Source organism: Pseudomonas arvensis (assembly GCF_056688935.1).
Genome location: NZ_CP162038.1, coordinates 2,606,810 through 2,622,690 on the forward strand (window position 1 = coordinate 2,606,810; position 15,881 = coordinate 2,622,690).

15 protein-coding genes are annotated in these 15,881 nt (G+C 61.4%); 14 read left to right on the forward strand and 1 reads right to left on the reverse strand.

The window, feature by feature from the left end:
• The first annotated feature begins 45 nt into the window (after window positions 1–45).
• On the forward strand, window positions 46–648 hold the full coding sequence (locus tag AB3G88_RS11725; protein ID WP_480454427.1) for a vWA domain-containing protein: 603 nt from the start codon (window positions 46–48) through the stop codon (window positions 646–648).
• Window positions 649–790: 142 nt separating this feature from the next.
• Window positions 791–2,050, forward strand: coding sequence for an IS256 family transposase (locus AB3G88_RS11730; protein ID WP_015372597.1), 1,260 nt, complete (start codon window positions 791–793; stop codon window positions 2,048–2,050).
• A gap of 256 nt (window positions 2,051–2,306) precedes the next feature.
• On the opposite strand, the gene AB3G88_RS11735 is transcribed toward AB3G88_RS11730, so the two are convergent.
• A complete protein-coding gene (locus tag AB3G88_RS11735; RefSeq protein ID WP_480454106.1) occupies window positions 2,307–3,257 on the reverse strand; it encodes a DUF1853 family protein in 951 nt (316 codons plus the stop codon).
• Between the two features lie 146 nt (window positions 3,258–3,403).
• Between AB3G88_RS11735 and AB3G88_RS11740 the strand changes: the two genes are divergently transcribed.
• From AB3G88_RS11740 to zapE, 12 genes are all read left to right on the forward strand, one after another.
• Window positions 3,404–4,294 carry an NAD(+) kinase gene (locus AB3G88_RS11740; protein ID WP_032887076.1) on the forward strand — a complete coding sequence of 297 codons (891 nt, stop codon included), beginning with the start codon at window positions 3,404–3,406 and terminating at the stop codon, window positions 4,292–4,294.
• Window positions 4,291–5,265, forward strand: a complete 975-nt coding sequence (locus AB3G88_RS11745; RefSeq protein WP_371926525.1) for a metallophosphoesterase — start codon at window positions 4,291–4,293, stop codon at window positions 5,263–5,265. The genes AB3G88_RS11740 and AB3G88_RS11745 overlap by 4 nt, the downstream gene beginning before the upstream one ends.
• Before the next feature lie 38 nt (window positions 5,266–5,303).
• Window positions 5,304–6,653, forward strand: a complete 1,350-nt coding sequence (locus tag AB3G88_RS11750) for an ATP-binding protein (protein ID WP_099585250.1) — start codon at window positions 5,304–5,306, stop codon at window positions 6,651–6,653.
• Window positions 6,653–7,138 carry a hypothetical protein gene (locus AB3G88_RS11755; RefSeq protein ID WP_480454107.1) on the forward strand — a complete coding sequence of 162 codons (486 nt, stop codon included), beginning with the start codon at window positions 6,653–6,655 and terminating at the stop codon, window positions 7,136–7,138. The genes AB3G88_RS11750 and AB3G88_RS11755 overlap by 1 nt, the downstream gene beginning before the upstream one ends.
• Window positions 7,138–8,061, forward strand: a complete 924-nt coding sequence (locus tag AB3G88_RS11760; protein WP_400524715.1) for a tetratricopeptide repeat protein — start codon at window positions 7,138–7,140, stop codon at window positions 8,059–8,061. Before AB3G88_RS11755 ends, AB3G88_RS11760 begins: the two co-directional genes overlap by 1 nt.
• Before the next feature lie 62 nt (window positions 8,062–8,123).
• Window positions 8,124–8,384 carry a YeaC family protein gene (locus AB3G88_RS11765; protein ID WP_099585265.1) on the forward strand — a complete coding sequence of 87 codons (261 nt, stop codon included), beginning with the start codon at window positions 8,124–8,126 and terminating at the stop codon, window positions 8,382–8,384.
• Window positions 8,381–9,211, forward strand: coding sequence for a DUF2797 domain-containing protein (locus AB3G88_RS11770; RefSeq protein WP_480454109.1), 831 nt, complete (start codon window positions 8,381–8,383; stop codon window positions 9,209–9,211). Before AB3G88_RS11765 ends, AB3G88_RS11770 begins: the two co-directional genes overlap by 4 nt.
• Before the next feature lie 13 nt (window positions 9,212–9,224).
• Window positions 9,225–11,882, forward strand: a complete 2,658-nt coding sequence (pepN, locus tag AB3G88_RS11775; protein WP_480454110.1) for an aminopeptidase N — start codon at window positions 9,225–9,227, stop codon at window positions 11,880–11,882.
• A 161-nt stretch (window positions 11,883–12,043) separates the two neighbouring features.
• Complete coding sequence (locus AB3G88_RS11780) at window positions 12,044–13,492, forward strand: M10 family metallopeptidase C-terminal domain-containing protein (RefSeq protein WP_480454112.1); 1,449 nt, start codon at window positions 12,044–12,046, stop codon at window positions 13,490–13,492.
• A gap of 101 nt (window positions 13,493–13,593) precedes the next feature.
• Window positions 13,594–14,310 carry a helix-turn-helix transcriptional regulator gene (locus AB3G88_RS11785; RefSeq protein ID WP_099585245.1) on the forward strand — a complete coding sequence of 239 codons (717 nt, stop codon included), beginning with the start codon at window positions 13,594–13,596 and terminating at the stop codon, window positions 14,308–14,310.
• 52 nt (window positions 14,311–14,362) lie between these two features.
• A complete protein-coding gene (locus AB3G88_RS11790) occupies window positions 14,363–14,698 on the forward strand; it encodes a nuclear transport factor 2 family protein (RefSeq protein WP_099585244.1) in 336 nt (111 codons plus the stop codon).
• Window positions 14,699–14,713: 15 nt separating this feature from the next.
• Window positions 14,714–15,826 (forward strand): cell division protein ZapE, encoded by a 1,113-nt coding sequence (zapE, locus tag AB3G88_RS11795; protein ID WP_480454114.1) that lies wholly within the window; start codon window positions 14,714–14,716, stop codon window positions 15,824–15,826.
• Window positions 15,827–15,881: the final 55 nt, after the last annotated feature.

The window sequence follows — 15,881 nt, forward strand, 5'->3', positions numbered from 1 at the left end:
CCCCGACCTGACGCGGGGGCGGATGCCCGGCCCAAGGCGGGGCGACTGGACAGGGGCAGGCAAGGCAAGGCACGCAGCGCGCAACAGGGCGCGATCAACTGGCCGGGCACCTTGCTCGGTGGTCGGCCGCAATCCCGTGAGGATCTGCTGTTTCACCTGCGCAGCCGTTCGGCCCAGGAGCTGTGGCTGGTGATTGTCGATGCATCGGCCTCCACTCGGCGCCACCACGCGTTGAGCGATGCCAAGGGCTTGCTGGCCCAGCTGTTTGATGACGCCTACCGGCAACGGGCACGCATGGCGTTGTTGACGGCCAGCGGGCAATCGCCCAAATGGCAGGTGCAGGGCTTGAAGGCGGCGAAGAGTATGGCGGGTTGGCTGGAGCGACTTGGCGCGGGTGGCGGTACGCCGTTGCTGGCGGCACTGACCGAGGCCGGGCACTGGTTGCAGGCGCGGCGCAGGCGTTATCCGGCTGAACAGCAGAAACTGCTGGTGATTACCGATGGCCGGCTCAAGGACATCGCCGGGCTGCCTTTGTTGGAATGTTCAGGGTTGCTGGTGGATATCGAACGTGGGCCGATCCGATTGGGTAGGGCTCAGGCGCTGGCGGCTGGGTTGCAGTTGGATTATCGGCATATCGATAGGGTGTAGTGCCGGTGGCGCCGCCATCGGGGGCATCTACACAACTTCCGGAGGATGCTCAATCTATGGCAAATGGGCTGTTGTGGTGAGCGGGCTTGGGGACTGTCATAAATTTTGTGTTCGGGCATAACATGTTGATAGAGGTGCATGTATGCCGACCAAAAAGAAACCGGCCCGTGAGGCCCCGCGAGACCTTCCATCCATTCCCCAAGAGCTGATCGACCAGTTCGTCAGCGGCCCGATGAGTGCCGAAGCCATTCAGGATGCCTCGATGGCGTTCAAAAAGGCGCTGATCGAGCGAGCTCTTGGTGCCGAGTTGGGCCACCACCTTGGCTATCCTCAGGGCGCGGAGCGCCCTGAGGAGTCGAGTAACCAGCGCAACGGCAAGAGCGGAAAAACGGTGCTAACCGATGACGGTCCGCTGCGTTTGGACATTCCCAGAGACCGTGATGGAAGCTTTGCTCCGATTCTGATCCCCAAACACGAACGGCGTTTTACCGGCTTCGATGACAAGATTATCGCGATGTATGCCCGAGGCATGACGGTTCGCGAAATCCGGGCGTTTCTCTCTGAACAGTACGGAACAGACGTCTCTCACGATTTCATCAGCTCCGTCACTGACGCAGTGTTGGAGGAGGTTACCGCCTGGCAACAGCGACCGCTTGAACCGATGTACCCGGTAATTTTCTTCGATGCATTGCGAGTCAAAATTCGCGACGAAGGCTTGGTTCGCAACAAAGCGATCTACTTGGCACTGGGAGTATTGCCGGACGGAACGCGAGATATTCTGGGCATTTGGATTGAAACAACCGAAGGCGCCAAATTTTGGATGAAGGTCTTTAACGACCTGAAAACCCGAGGCGTCGAAGACGTCTTGATCGCCGTAACTGACGGTCTCAAAGGCATGCCCGAAGCGCTGAGTGCTGTGTTTCCTGAGACGACGTTGCAGACCTGCATCGTCCACCTGATCCGTAACAGCCTCGATTACGCCCCGTGGGATAAGCGCCGTGAGCTGGCCAAGGCACTGAAACCGATCTATCAAGCACTCAATGCTGACGCCGCAGAACAAGCGCTACTGGCTTTCGAAGCCGGGCCTTGGGGTAAGCAATATCCGACAGTCGTATCAGCTTGGAAACGTGCTTGGGATCGAGTTATCCCGTTCTTCGTGTTTCCCCCGGCGATACGCAAAGTGATCTACACAACCAATGCCATCGAGAGTATCAATGCCCAGTTGCGCAAGGTCATCAAGACGCGAGGCCACTTCCCAACGGATGAGGCCGCGACAAAACTAATCTGGCTGGCATTACGAAATATCACCGCGAACTGGGGCAGTGCAGCTCATGATTGGAAGAACGCAATGAATCAATTTGCGATTCTGTACGGAGATCGATTTATCAGGCCGACCTGGTAAAGATGGCCTGCCTGACGGCAGGCCGTAACCGGCCCGAACACAAAAAATCTGACACTCTCCGGGCTTGTCCCGCGCTGGGCTGCGCAGCAGCCCCAAAACCTTCACCTCGATTGGTTCTGGCACTCTGCGGTGACCTTATTGGGGCTGCTTCGCAGCCCAGCGCGGGGCAAGCCCGCTCACCACAGGATTCTGTGTCAGCCTTTAAGAGTTGTGTAGATACTCATGCCCCGATGAGGCCATCACCTACACCTCAGATCTATCCGCCAGCCCCCGGCACATTCGGCCAAAGATCCGCCACCAGGAACAACCGCTCCGCTTCCTCCCAGTCCTCACCGTTCTGCACCATCCGCACCAACAACTGCGCCGGCGCCATTGGATCAAGTGCGGTCAGCCAATGCTGCATCCGCTCCTCGCTCCACACGTCATCCGCCAGGTAGTGCGCCGGCGCCAGCCAGGCATGCCGGGGCAGGGGTTGCCAGCGCCCGGGTGCGCTGGCGCTGGCAAACGCCTGCCAATCCCGTTGATGCAACCAGCGTCCACGCAAATGCTGCGCGTGGGCGCCGTCCGGTGGTTCGGCCAGGCCGGGCCAGGGATAGAGCAAATACCCGCCGAGCCACAAATGCGCGTCGAACTGCTGGATATCCAGCGCCGCCAAGACTTCGCGGCTTTCCGGCCGCGCCGAAATCGGCAACTGATGCTGGGCCAGATGTGCCAACTTGCGGTCCAGCCGGTCATGGCAACCCGGCCCCAGCCACTGCGCCGTGTCCTGGCCATTTCCGTTCTGCGGCCCCAGATACAGCTTGATCGCCAGTTCCAGGTGGTGCACGCCATCACGATCGCGCAGCAGCATGTCCAGCTCACCCAAGGTATGCCCCGCGCGGCGGATCGGCAGGTTGGCGGCCAGCAGTTCAACCCCCGGCGCGTGCTGCACGGCAAATTGCCACAGTCGCTCGTAGTACAGGCCCAGGCGGCGAGTGCGGGCCAGGCTCAGCCACTGCTGCAAAGCCCGGCTGTCCTGATCCAGTTGCCGCAACCAATGTTCCAGGCGGTCGGGCGCCTGCACCCAGTCGCTGCCGGCCAACGGATGGCGCTGCGGCCAGGGCGTCTGCGCGAGCATCGGCGGGGCGAGCACCACCCACGCCAGGTCGCGCACCTCAGGGTGACGCAATTGGCGGGGCAGGGTATGCAGGTCGGGGAATACAGTCATGGTCCGAGCATAGCCTTTTAAGCCAGGGGTGGGCGTGTGAGAACCATTGTCATCAAGGCGTAGCGGTGACAAAGGATTTTGTCTGTGGCGGCCTTTCGCCCATAATCGTTTCTTTTTTGCCACACCCCACATCCCGCAGGAGCCCCATGGAGCACTTTCGCAATATCGGCATTATCGGTCGCCTGGGCAGTACCCAGGTGTTGGACACCGTCCGCCGGCTGAAAAAATTCCTGCTGGATCGCCACCTGCACGTGATCCTCGAAGACACCATCGCCGAGATCCTCCCCGGCCACGGCCTGCAGACCTCCTCGCGCAAGATGCTCGGCGAAGTGTGCGACATGGTCATCGTGGTCGGCGGCGACGGCAGCCTGCTCGGCGCCGCCCGTGCACTGGCGCGGCATAACGTGCCAGTGCTGGGGATCAACCGGGGCAGCCTGGGGTTTCTCACCGATATCCGCCCGGATGAGCTGGAAGTCGAAGTGGCCAAGGTGCTCGACGGCCATTACCTGGTGGAAAACCGCTTCCTGCTGCAAGCCGAAGTGCGTCGCCACGGCGAAGCCATCGGCCAGGGCGATGCCCTCAACGATGTGGTGCTGCACCCCGGCAAGTCCACGCGGATGATCGAGTTCGAGCTGTACATCGACGGCCAGTTCGTGTGCAGCCAGAAGGCCGACGGCCTGATCGTCGCCACGCCCACCGGTTCCACGGCCTACGCGCTGTCGGCCGGCGGGCCGATCATGCATCCCAAGCTGGATGCCATTGTGATCGTGCCGATGTATCCCCATATGTTGTCGAGCCGGCCGATTGTGGTCGATGGCAACAGTGAGCTGAAAATCGTGGTGTCCAAAGACATGCAAATCTACCCGCAGGTGTCCTGTGACGGGCAGAACCACTTCACCTGCGCCCCCGGTGACACCATCACCGTGAGCAAAAAGGCGCAGAAGCTGCGGTTGATCCACCCGCTGGACCACAACTATTACGAAGTGTGCCGCACCAAGCTGGGCTGGGGCAGCCGCTTGGGGGGTGGAGGCGACTGATGCTCGATCCCGCGCGTAGCTACGACCTGATTGGTGACGTGCACGGTTGCGCTCATACCCTTGAGCACTTGCTCGACCAGATGGGTTACCACAAGCAGGGCGGCACCTGGCGTCATCCGTCGCGCATGGCGGTGTTCCTCGGCGATATCATCGACCGTGGCCCCCGCATCCGCGAGGCGCTGCATATCGTCCACGACATGGCCGAGGCCGGCCAGGCGCTGTGCATCATGGGCAACCACGAGTTCAACGCCCTGGGCTGGACCACACCGGCGCCCCCGGGCAGTGGCAAGCAGTTCGTGCGTGAGCACAACCCACGGCATGCGCGGTTGATCCACGAGACCCTGACCCAGTTCGAACACCACCCGGCCGATTGGCACGACTTCCTCGGCTGGTTCTACGACATGCCGCTGTTCGTCGACGCTGGGCGTTTCCGCGTGGTGCATGCGTGCTGGGACGACGGTTTTATCGCGCCGCTGCGTGCGACCTTTCCGGACGGCTGCATCGACCAGCATTTCCTGCAGGCCGCCGCCGTGCCCGGCAGTTTTGCCTGCAACGCCTTCGACCGCCTGCTGCGCGGCACCGACATGCGCCTGCCCGATGGCCTGACGCTGACCGGTGGCGACGGCCTGACGCGCTCGTTCTTCCGCACCAAGTTCTGGGAAGACGACCCGAAGACCTACGGCGACATCGTGTTCCAGCCCGACGCACTGCCCGAGCCGGTGGCGCGCACGCCGCTGTCCTCCACCGAAAAAAATTCACTGCTGCGTTATGGCGTCGACGAACCGTTGCTGTTCGTCGGCCACTACTGGCGCAGCGGCAAACCAGCGCCGATCCGCGACAACCTCGCCTGCCTGGACTACAGCGCGGTGCTGTACGGCAAGCTGGTGGCGTATCGCCTGGACCAGGAAACCCGCCTCGACCCGCGCAAGTTCGTGTGGGTCGATGTCGAGCGGCCGCAGGTGCTGAAATGAGCCCCTGCGCGACGCACATGCACTTTTGAGGAACCTCCATGGATGATTCGACGTTCGACCAACTGGAGGCCGCGCTGTCCGCTGCCCCCGGTAACGTCGCGCTGCTGACCCTGCTGCTCGGCGCCAGCCTTGAGCGTGGCGAGCACGAGCGCGGGCTCAAGCTGTTGCCTGCTGATCTGGAACACTTGCAAGACGCCTCAGCCTTGAAACTGGCGGCGGCCCAGTTGTTGCTGGCTGACGGCCAGGCGCAAAGAGCCCTGCCCCTGATTGAAGGTGACGATCCCGCAGCGCGTCTGCTCAAGGCGCGCGTGCTGGCGGCTTTGGAGCGCCTCAAGGAAGCCCAGGTGGAATACCGCGCAGCGGTGGACGCCAACCCGGCCCTGGAAGACATGGCGCTGTGGCGCCGCTTGAATGTGTCGGTGGTGGATTTTCCGGGCGCCGAAGGCCGCCCGCGCTTGCGGGTGATCTCCAATGACGACACCGACCAGAGCGAAGTGGTGCGCCTGCTGGTGCCGGAAAACGAAACCCTGACCTTCGACGACATTGGCGGCCTGGATGAGCTGAAAAAGACCATCCACAAGAAGATCATCCTGCCGTACCAGAAGCCGGGATTGTTCCAGCGCTTTCGCAAGAAAGTCGGCGGCGGCGTGCTGCTGTACGGCCCGCCGGGTTGCGGCAAGACCATGCTCGCCCGCGCCACGGCCGGGGAGTGCAAGGCGACGTTTTTCAACGTGGCGATTTCCGACGTGCTGGACATGTACATCGGCGAGTCCGAGCGCAAGTTGCACGCGCTGTTCGAACAAGCGCGGGCCCAGGCGCCGGCGGTGATGTTTTTCGACGAGGTGGAAGCCCTGGGCGGTAAACGCTCCAACACCCGCGAGTCCACGTCGTCCAAGCTGGTCAGTCAGTTCCTCTCCGAGATGGACGGCTTTACCAACGACAACCACGGCGTGCTGATCCTGGCCGCGACCAACGTACCGTGGTCGGTGGATTCGGCGTTCCGTCGCCCCGGTCGTTTTGACCGCGTGCTGTTTGTGCCGCCACCGGATCGCCCCGCGCGGGAAAGCATGCTCAAGTCGATGATGAAAGGCCGACCGATGGCCGACGATATCGACTTCGCCTTTCTCGCCAAGAATACCTCGGGCTTCTCCGGCGCCGACCTCAGTGAACTGGTGGAAACCGCCGCCGATGAGGCGATTGAAGCGTCCATCGAGAGTGGCGCCGAGCAGTCCATCTGCGACCGGCATTTCAAGGCAGCCTTGAAAGACGTGCGCGCCACCACCCTGGAATGGCTGACCACCGCGCGCAACTACGCGCGCTACGCCAACGAAGGCAACCAGTACGACGAAGTGCTGGCGTTCCTCGACAAACACGGGAAGGGCCGCTGATGGCGCAGTACGGTGGTTATCGCATCGAAGATGAACCGCGTCCGGGGGCCTTGGCCAAGTTTGCGGTTTCGCCCTTCTGGCCGCTGCTGGGCCTGATGCTGGGCGGCGCCTGGCTGGGCTTGCCGTGGTTCGTGTTCAACTCGATTGCGGTCGGCAGCCCGACGCGGGTGCGCGAGTGGATACTTGCCGGCGTGGCGCTGGTGGGCAGTGTCGTGATCGGTTTTGCATTGCTGCAACTGGTGGGCGCCGGTTATATCCAGACCCCGGCCGAGATTCAGTACGCCTTGCTGGTGCTGGTGGTGTGGAAACTCACCATCGGCTACCTGCTGTACATGCAGCAAAACGCGACCATCGAGATTTACCAGTATTACGGCGGCGAGTTGAACCGCTTTGGTCTGCCCTTGGCGTTAATTGGTGGCTTCGTGCTTAAAGGCATGGTCGTCAAATGGCTGCCGTACACCCTGTGGTATCTGGTGGTGAGCTGATGAATACCGACTATCTGCTGCAACTGGCTTACCAACGCCTGCAAGCCGACCACAACGACGGCGCCATTGATGCCCTGCGCCAATTGCTCGCCAGCGATCCGCATTCGGCCGAGGCCCATGCCTTGCTGGCGATCTGCTTGATGAACATGCGCCGGGTGCATGCCGCCAAGCGCGAAGTGCAGTTGGCGCTGGTTTGCGACGCGCAATTGCCGTTGGCCCACTATGCCGCCGCCCAAGTGGCGATTGCCCAGCGCAAATTCAAGCTGGCCCAGGAGCATGTGAACCAGCTGTTGGACATGGAGCCGCTCAACCCGGTCAACTACCGCTGCCTGGCCGACCTGTATCAACTCACCGGCCGCCTGGCGCAGAGCCGCGAGCCGTTGGAAAAGGCCCTGGAACTCGGCCCGGACGATCCGGCGAACCTGGTGGCCATGGCGCAGTTCCATCGCGCCAGCGCCCATTGGGACCAGGCCTATCAGTTTGCCCGCCAGGCGTTGCAGGCCGATCCATCGAACGCCGCCGCCGTGGTGGTGCTCGGCCACCTGTTGCTGCGTGAAGGCGACCTCAACGGCGCCCGCGAGCATGCGATCTGGGCCCTGCAGGAAAACCCCAGCAACATCTCCGCGCTGCATTTGCTCACGGCCGTCAAGGCGCGCAGCAATGTGTTTCTCGGCACGTGGTGGCGCTTCAACAGCTGGATGAACGAGCGCAGCGCCACCGGCGCCATTGTTCTGCTGCTGCTGATGTTTGTGGTCTACCGTGTAGTGGTCATTACCCTCACGGCCCAGGGCTATCCGCAGGCGGCCGAGATGATCAATTGGCTGTGGCTGGCCTTTGCCGCGTATACCTTTGCCGCGCCGCAGATTTTCCGGCGCTTGCTCGACAAGGAGCTTGTCCAGGTCAAGCTCTCCAAGGATTTTTGACGGGCCAGGCCCCGTCGCCCATGCACTCGCTGAACCAGCGACCGTTACCAGAGGTTGTCTACATGTCGTCTTTTGTTGAAATGATCGAAAACATCACCCCGGACATCTACGAGAGCCTCAAACTCGCCGTAGAAATCGGCAAGTGGTCCGATGGCCGCAAGCTCACCGCCGAGCAGCGCGAGCTGTCCCTGCAAGCGATGATCGCCTGGGAACTCCAGAACCTGCCGGAAGAACAGCGCACCGGCTACATGGGCCCGCAGGAATGTGCGTCCAAATCCGAGCCGGTGGCGAACATTCTGTTCAAGTCGGATGCGATCCATTGATTGAAATTGGTCGCGGTGCAGTCAGCAAAATGTCGGCGCAACTCGGTGAGCCGACCGTTCAATATGCGTTTCGCCTGGGCGACACAGAGGTGCCGGTCAATCCATTGATCGGTACTCATATTCGCCTGGAGTACCTCGGTGCCATCCATTGCAGCCATTGCGGCCGCAAGACCAAGACCAGCTTCAGCCAGGGGTATTGCTACCCGTGCATGACCAAGCTGGCCCAGTGCGACCTGTGCATCATGAGCCCCGAGCGTTGCCATTACGACGCCGGCACCTGCCGTGATCCAGGCTGGGGCGAGCAGTTTTGCATGACTGATCATGTGGTCTACCTGGCCAACTCGTCGGGCATCAAGGTCGGTATCACCCGCGCGACCCAACTGCCCACGCGCTGGCTGGACCAGGGTGCGAGCCAGGCGTTGCCGATCATGCGTGTGGCCACGCGCCAGCAGTCCGGCTTCGTCGAGGACGTGCTGCGCGGCCAGGTGGCCGACAAGACCAACTGGCGTGCGTTGCTCAAGGGTGACGCGGCGAAGGTGGACCTCAAGCACGTGCGCGATGAGCTGTTCGCCTCCTGCGCCGAGGGCCTGGAAAACTTGCAGGAACGCTTTGGCCTGCAAGCCATCCAACCAGTGACCGACATCGAGCCGATTGAGATTCGCTACCCGGTGGAGCAGTATCCGGCCAAGATCGTCAGCTTCAACCTGGACAAGAACCCGATTGCCGAAGGCACGCTGCTGGGGATCAAGGGCCAATACCTGATCTTCGACACCGGCGTTATCAATATTCGCAAATACACGGCCTATCAGCTCGCCGTGCATCAGTAGAAGGATGCCACCCATGCGCACCGAACAACCGAAGATGATTTACCTGAAGGACTATCAGGCGCCGGACTACCTGATCGACGAGACGCACCTGACCTTCGAGTTGTTCGAGGACCACAGCCTGGTCCACGCGCAACTGGTGATGCGCCGTAACCCCGAGCATGGCGCTGGCTTGCCGCCGTTGGTACTCGATGGCCAACAGTTGGAGCTGTTGAGCGTTAACCTGGCCGACCAGGAGTTGACTGGCGCTGACTACCAGTTGACTGACAGCCACCTGACCGTGCACCCCAAGAGCGACACGTTCACCCTCGACACCACGGTCAAGATCCACCCGGAAACCAACACCGCCCTGGAAGGCCTGTACAAATCCAGCGGCATGTTCTGCACCCAGTGCGAGGCCGAAGGTTTCCGCAAGATCACCTATTACCTCGACCGCCCGGACGTGATGAGCACGTTCACCACCACGGTGATCGCCGAGCAGCACAGCTACCCGGTGCTGCTGTCCAACGGCAACCCGATTGCCAGCGGCCCCGGTGAAGACGGCCGCCACTGGGCGACCTGGGAAGACCCGTTCAAGAAGCCGGCCTATCTGTTTGCCCTGGTGGCCGGGGAATTGTGGTGCGTCGAAGACAGCTTCACCACCATGACCCAGCGCGAAGTGGCGCTGCGCATCTATGTCGAGCCAGAAAACATCGACAAGTGCCAGCACGCCATGACCAGCCTGAAAAAATCCATGCGCTGGGACGAAGAAACCTACGGCCGCGAGTACGACCTCGATATCTTCATGATCGTCGCGGTGAACGACTTCAACATGGGCGCCATGGAGAACAAGGGCCTTAATATCTTCAACTCCAGCGCCGTGCTGGCCCGTGCCGAAACCGCCACCGACGCCGCGCACCAGCGTGTCGAGGCCATCGTCGCCCACGAATACTTCCACAACTGGTCGGGCAACCGCGTGACCTGCCGCGACTGGTTCCAGCTGTCGCTCAAGGAAGGCTTTACCGTGTTCCGCGATTCGGGCTTCTCGGCCGACATGAACTCGGCCACGGTCAAGCGCATCCAGGACGTGGCGTACCTGCGGACCCACCAGTTCGCCGAAGACGCCGGCCCGATGGCCCACGCGGTGCGCCCGGACAGCTTTATCGAGATCTCCAACTTCTACACCCTGACCGTGTACGAAAAGGGCTCGGAAGTGGTCGGCATGATCCACACCTTGCTCGGTGCCGAAGGCTTCCGTAAAGGCAGCGACCTGTATTTTCAGCGTCACGACGGCCAGGCCGTGACCTGCGACGATTTCATCAAGGCCATGGAAGACGCCAACGGCGCTGACCTGAGCCAGTTCAAACGCTGGTACAGCCAGGCCGGTACGCCACGTCTGGCGGTAAGCGAGTCCTACGACGCGGCGGCCAAGACCTACAGCCTGACCTTCCGCCAGAGCTGCCCGGCCACCCCGGACAAGGTCGAGAAACTGCCGTTCGTGATTCCGGTCGAGCTGGGCTTGCTGGACGGGCAGGGCGCCGGCATCGCCTTGCGCCTCGCCGGTGAGGCGGCGGCGGGTGCCACATCCCGCGTGATTTCGGTAACAGAAGCCGAGCAGACCTTCACCTTTGTCGACATCGCAGAACAGCCGCTGCCATCGCTGCTGCGCGGCTTCTCGGCGCCGGTGAAACTGAGCTTCCCGTACAACCGCGATCAACTGATGTTCCTGATGCAGCACGACAGCGACGGCTTCAACCGCTGGGATGCCGGCCAGCAACTGTCGGTGCAGGTGTTGCAGGAACTGATTGGCCAGCATCAGGCGGGCCAGGCGCTGAAGATGGATCAGCGCCTGATCGACGCGCTGCGCACGGTACTGAGCGACGAAAGCCTGGACCAGGCCATGGTCGCGGAGATGCTCTCGTTGCCGGGCGAAGCCTACCTGACGGAAATCAGCGAAGTGGCCGATGTGGATGCAATCCACGCCGCCCGCGAATTTGCGCGCAAGCAACTGGCCGACCACCTGTTCGAAGGGCTGTGGTTGCGTTATCAGGCCAATCGCGAGCTGTCCAAGCAAACCCCTTATGTGGCCGCGGCCGAGCACTTTGCCCGGCGCGCCTTGCAGAACATCGCGTTGTCGTACCTGATGCTCAGCGGCAAGCCTGAGGTGTTGGCGGCGACCCTGGAGCAGTTCGACAGCAGCGACAACATGACCGAGCGCCTGACCGCGCTGGCAGTGCTGGTGAACTCGCCGTTCGAGGCGGAAAAAGCCCAGGCGTTGGCGGTGTTTGCCGAGAACTTCAAGGACAACCCGTTGGTCATGGATCAGTGGTTCAGCGTGCAGGCCGGCAGCACCCTGCCGGGCGGGCTGGCGCGGGTGCAGGCGTTGATGGAGCATCCAGCGTTTACGCTCAAGAACCCCAACAAGGTGCGTGCCCTGATCGGCGCCTTCGCCGGGCAGAACCTGATCAACTTCCATGCGGCGGATGGCTCCGGCTACCGCTTCCTGGCGGACCTGGTGATCCAGCTGAATGGCTTCAACCCGCAGATCGCATCGCGCCAATTGGCGCCGTTGACCCGCTGGCGCAAATACGACAGCGCGCGGCAGGCGCTGATGAAGGCCGAGCTGGAGCGCATTCGTGGCTCGGGCGAGCTGTCGAGCGACGTGTTTGAGGTGGTCAGCAAAAGTTTGGCGTGATAGCTCGGTACGAGGCGTGCAGCTGGGGCGGGGCTACGAATCCTCTTACTCAACGGGTTGATAAGTCTCCCTTCCAGCCCGGACGTTGTTGATAGGCTGGCGTTCTCCAAAGCAATCATCCTTCTCGGTGAACGCCATACCACCGAGAAGGATGATTCGTGATGATAAATAATCTGCCTCTGAGCCCAGCGCCCAGCAATAACTTCAAGCGGATGCAGGAATTTCGTGAACGGGATGAGCGCGGCAAAAGCCAACCGGCTAATCAAAAGCCTTCCTATACCGGTGATCAAGCATCCGATCATATAGCGGCCAGCGGGCCGGATCCCTGGACCGACAAGAATGGTAATGGGAAGACGGAGCTTACTTACACGTTTTTCAAGCGCCCTACGATTAACTTTGATGACGCGGGGCTGACAGGTTTTTCAGCATTTAACCGAGAGCAAAAAAATGATGCGCTCAAGGCCATGCAGAACTATGGGGACGTGGCGGGCATCACGTTCACCAAAGACTCCCCCAAGGGGTCTGCCAATGGTGGGGAAGGGCATGTCGGCTTTGGCAATTTTGGGGGCACGGCCAATCCCCAGGCAGGCATGCGCGGCGTAACGTTAGTGAGCGCTGAGCGCGAGGGCTGGGACAGCTTCTACCGCAATAAACCCATGCCAGGCACTGCTACGTTTCCCGCGCCGGACGCGCCCGGCAGGTTCTTGAAACTGCATGAACTGGGGCACCAGTTAGGGCAGGGGCATCCGGGGTTCTACAATAACAACCACAGGCTAGGATTTGAGAAGGCCAAAACCTATCAGCAAGACACGAATGCTTACACGGTCATGAGTTATTGGCCCGAAACCCATAGTGGCCATGACTTTACCAAAGATGGTGTTCGACACTACCCCAAAGGATTGATGATGGATGACATCACTTCAATCCAAAAGCGTTACGGTGCCAACCATGAGACACGCTCCGGTGATACGGTCTATGGGTTTAACTCCAATTCCGAGCGGGATCACTACAGCGTCAAATCCAATGATGATCCCTTGGTGGCGTCGATATGGGATGGTGGGGGGCATGATACGTTGGACCTTTCCGGTTATCGCGATGACCAGAAAATCAATCTGAATGCAGGCACGTTTTCCGATGTGGGAGGCATGAAGGGCAACCTCTCCATCGCCCCGAACGTGGTCATCGAAGATGCGCTCGGTGGGTCCGGCCACGACTTGATCCTGGGTAACCAAGCGCCCAACAACCTTGTTGGCGGGGCCGGTGATGATGTGATCGACGGCGGCCCAGGGCAGGACAGGCTCTGGGGCGGGCGGGGCAAGGATACCTTTGTGTTTTCCGACGCCAGCCATTCCACCGCTGCGGCGCCTGACAAAATCATGGACTTTCGCCGGGGGCAAGACACCATTGATGTCTCCAGTATTCGTGCGGCGACCGGAAAACCCGGCTTGAGCTATGTCGATGAGTTCAGCGGGCAGGCAGGAGAGGCCAGGCTCCACTACAACCCTAAGAAAAGATTGAGCAGCCTTGAGATCGATCTTGATGGGAAGGGGATGGCCGGCTTCAAGGTCAATGTTTCGGGCAAAGTCTTGAAGCAGGATATCGTCGCCTGATAGTTGAAGGCGGTGCCGTGGCTGGGTGTGCCTGCTGCTGACAATTACTGACAGTAGGCTCTGCTAAGCTGCGGCACTTTTCCTTTTTCGGCGGGATCAATGTGTCGCGTACCACTCGTCTACTGACCTTGTTGCAGGCCCTGCGGGGCAAGAAACGTCCGGTGACCGCTGCTGTGCTGGCGGCGCAGTTGGAAGTGTCCGAGCGCACGTTGTACCGCGATATCGCCGAGTTGACCGCCCTTGGCGCCCCCATTTTCGGTGAGGCCGGTGTCGGGTATGTGCTGCGCAGCGGGCTGTTTCTACCGCCCTTGATGCTCAACGCCGAGGAGACGGAGGCAGTGGTGCTGGGCTTGCGTTATGTGGATCAGCGTGGGGATGAGGTGTTGAGTCGGGCGGCAGCCAATGCGCTGGCCAAGATTGCCGATGTGCTCGACCCCGCCGCCCAGGAAGCCTTGCGCAACCCGACGCTGCTGCCTGGACCGCCAGGCTTCGGCTACCCGGAAAACCGCGTGCCCCTGAACGTGTTTCGTGAGGCTATCCGCAACCAGGCCAAGCTGCATATCGACTACGCCGATGCCAGCCAGACCCAGAGCCAGCGGCTGGTCTGGCCGCTGGCCCTGGGTTTTCTCAATGAAGCACGCGTGATTGTGGCTTGGTGTGAATTGCGCGGCGCTTACCGCACCTTTCGTACCGACCGTGTGGCGAGCGCTCAAGCCCAAGGTGAAAGGTATCCGGGGCGGCGCAGTGATTGGCTGAGGGCCTGGCGCACGCTGATGGAGCAGAATGAGTCTGCACCGTTCACTCCTGACAAAAGCTGACACAGCCCTGGCTTAGCATGGCGCCATAAATCACCAAAAAAGGAGCTGTGTCATGCCCCAGTCTCAGTTGGCCCCGGCCATTCAGGCCTATATTGCGGCGACCAATACCCGCGACACCTCAGCGGTTGCCCAGTGGTTCGCCGACGATGCGAATGTGTTCGATGAGGGCGAGCACCAGGTCGGCCCCGCCGCGATTGCGCGCTGGATGGAGGACACTGCACGACGTTACCAGCCGCGGGTCGAGGTGCTGAATGTGCAACACCGCACCGGTAAAGTGCTGGTGAGCAACGTGGTCTCCGGCAATTTCCCCGGCAGCCCGCTGGAGTTGCGCTACACCTTCCGCCTTAACGAGCAGGGCAAGATTTCACGGTTGGATATCTCGCTGTAGGTCATAATCGCGGGCATGACTTTCGACTCGCCCCTCGCTGCCTATCAACACGCCATCGCCCAACAAGGCTTCGTCGCCGACGACGCCCAGCGCCGGGCGGTGGATGCCCTGCAAGCCTGTCATGACGCCCTGCACCAAGGCTGCTCGCCGATCAACGGCGTGTACCTGTGGGGGCCCGTCGGGCGCGGCAAGACCTGGCTGATGGATCAGTTCTACCAGAGCCTGCGGGTGCCGGCGCGGCGGCAGCACTTTCATCACTTCATGGGTTGGGTGCACCAGCGCTCATTCCAGCTGACGGGCACCGCCGATCCTTTGCAGGCCCTGGCGCGGGAACTGAGCCAGGCAGTGCGTGTGCTGTGCTTTGACGAGTTGTTCGTCAATGACATTGGCGACGCGATCATCCTGGGTCGGTTGTTCCAGGTGATGTTCGAGGAGGGTGTGGTGATGGTCTGCACCTCCAACCAGCCGCCCGACCTCCTGTATGCCGAGGGTTTCAACCGCGACCGGTTTTTGCCGGGTATCGCAGCCATCAAGCAACATATGCGGGTCGTAGCGGTCGACGGCGTTGAGGACCACCGCCTGCATCCGGGTGTCGGCCTGCAGCGCTATTGGGTCAATCAACCCGAGGCGCTGGCGAATGTGTTCGGGCAATTGGCGCAGGGGCAGAGGGTGAGCCACGAGCCGGTCGTGGTCGGCCACCGCAGCATCGTGACGGTGCGCTCCAGTGACAGCGTGCTGTGGTGTCGTTATGCCGACCTGTGCGAGCAACCCTTGGCCGCGATGGACTTCATGCTGCTGTGTGATCGCTTCAAGGCAATCTTGCTCGGCGACGTGCCTGACCTGAGTGCGCAGCAGCGCCCTGGCCGGATCGCCCGAGGCACCGAAGACGGCGCCGAGCGGGTAGTGGCGGGTGATCGCGAATTGCCGCAGTTGTCCGTGCATGATGACAGCGTACGCCGGTTTATCGCCCTAGTGGACGAGTGCTACGACCGCAAGGTGCCCCTGTTCATTGAGGCACGCGTGCCGCTGGAGCGCCTCTATACCGAGGGCTACCTGGCGTTTCCCTTCCGCCGTACCCTCAGTCGCCTGCAGGAAATGCAGCTGGAACGTTTCGGCGCGGCGTTGTAAGACCCGGCAAGGCTTGCCTGGCGCTGTTTCCCGCGCATACCGTGCGCACTTCAGG

Coding starts and splice junctions, on each gene's coding strand:
- AB3G88_RS11730 (WP_015372597.1), top strand. CDS start 791: ATGCCGACCAAAAAGAAACCGGCCCGTGAGGCCCCGCGAGACCTTCCA.
- AB3G88_RS11735 (WP_480454106.1), bottom strand. CDS start 3,257: ATGACTGTATTCCCCGACCTGCATACCCTGCCCCGCCAATTGCGTCAC.
- AB3G88_RS11740 (WP_032887076.1), top strand. CDS start 3,404: ATGGAGCACTTTCGCAATATCGGCATTATCGGTCGCCTGGGCAGTACC.
- AB3G88_RS11750 (WP_099585250.1), top strand. CDS start 5,304: ATGGATGATTCGACGTTCGACCAACTGGAGGCCGCGCTGTCCGCTGCC.
- AB3G88_RS11755 (WP_480454107.1), top strand. CDS start 6,653: ATGGCGCAGTACGGTGGTTATCGCATCGAAGATGAACCGCGTCCGGGG.
- AB3G88_RS11760 (WP_400524715.1), top strand. CDS start 7,138: ATGAATACCGACTATCTGCTGCAACTGGCTTACCAACGCCTGCAAGCC.
- AB3G88_RS11765 (WP_099585265.1), top strand. CDS start 8,124: ATGTCGTCTTTTGTTGAAATGATCGAAAACATCACCCCGGACATCTAC.
- pepN (WP_480454110.1), top strand. CDS start 9,225: ATGCGCACCGAACAACCGAAGATGATTTACCTGAAGGACTATCAGGCG.
- AB3G88_RS11780 (WP_480454112.1), top strand. CDS start 12,044: ATGATAAATAATCTGCCTCTGAGCCCAGCGCCCAGCAATAACTTCAAG.
- AB3G88_RS11790 (WP_099585244.1), top strand. CDS start 14,363: ATGCCCCAGTCTCAGTTGGCCCCGGCCATTCAGGCCTATATTGCGGCG.
- zapE (WP_480454114.1), top strand. CDS start 14,714: ATGACTTTCGACTCGCCCCTCGCTGCCTATCAACACGCCATCGCCCAA.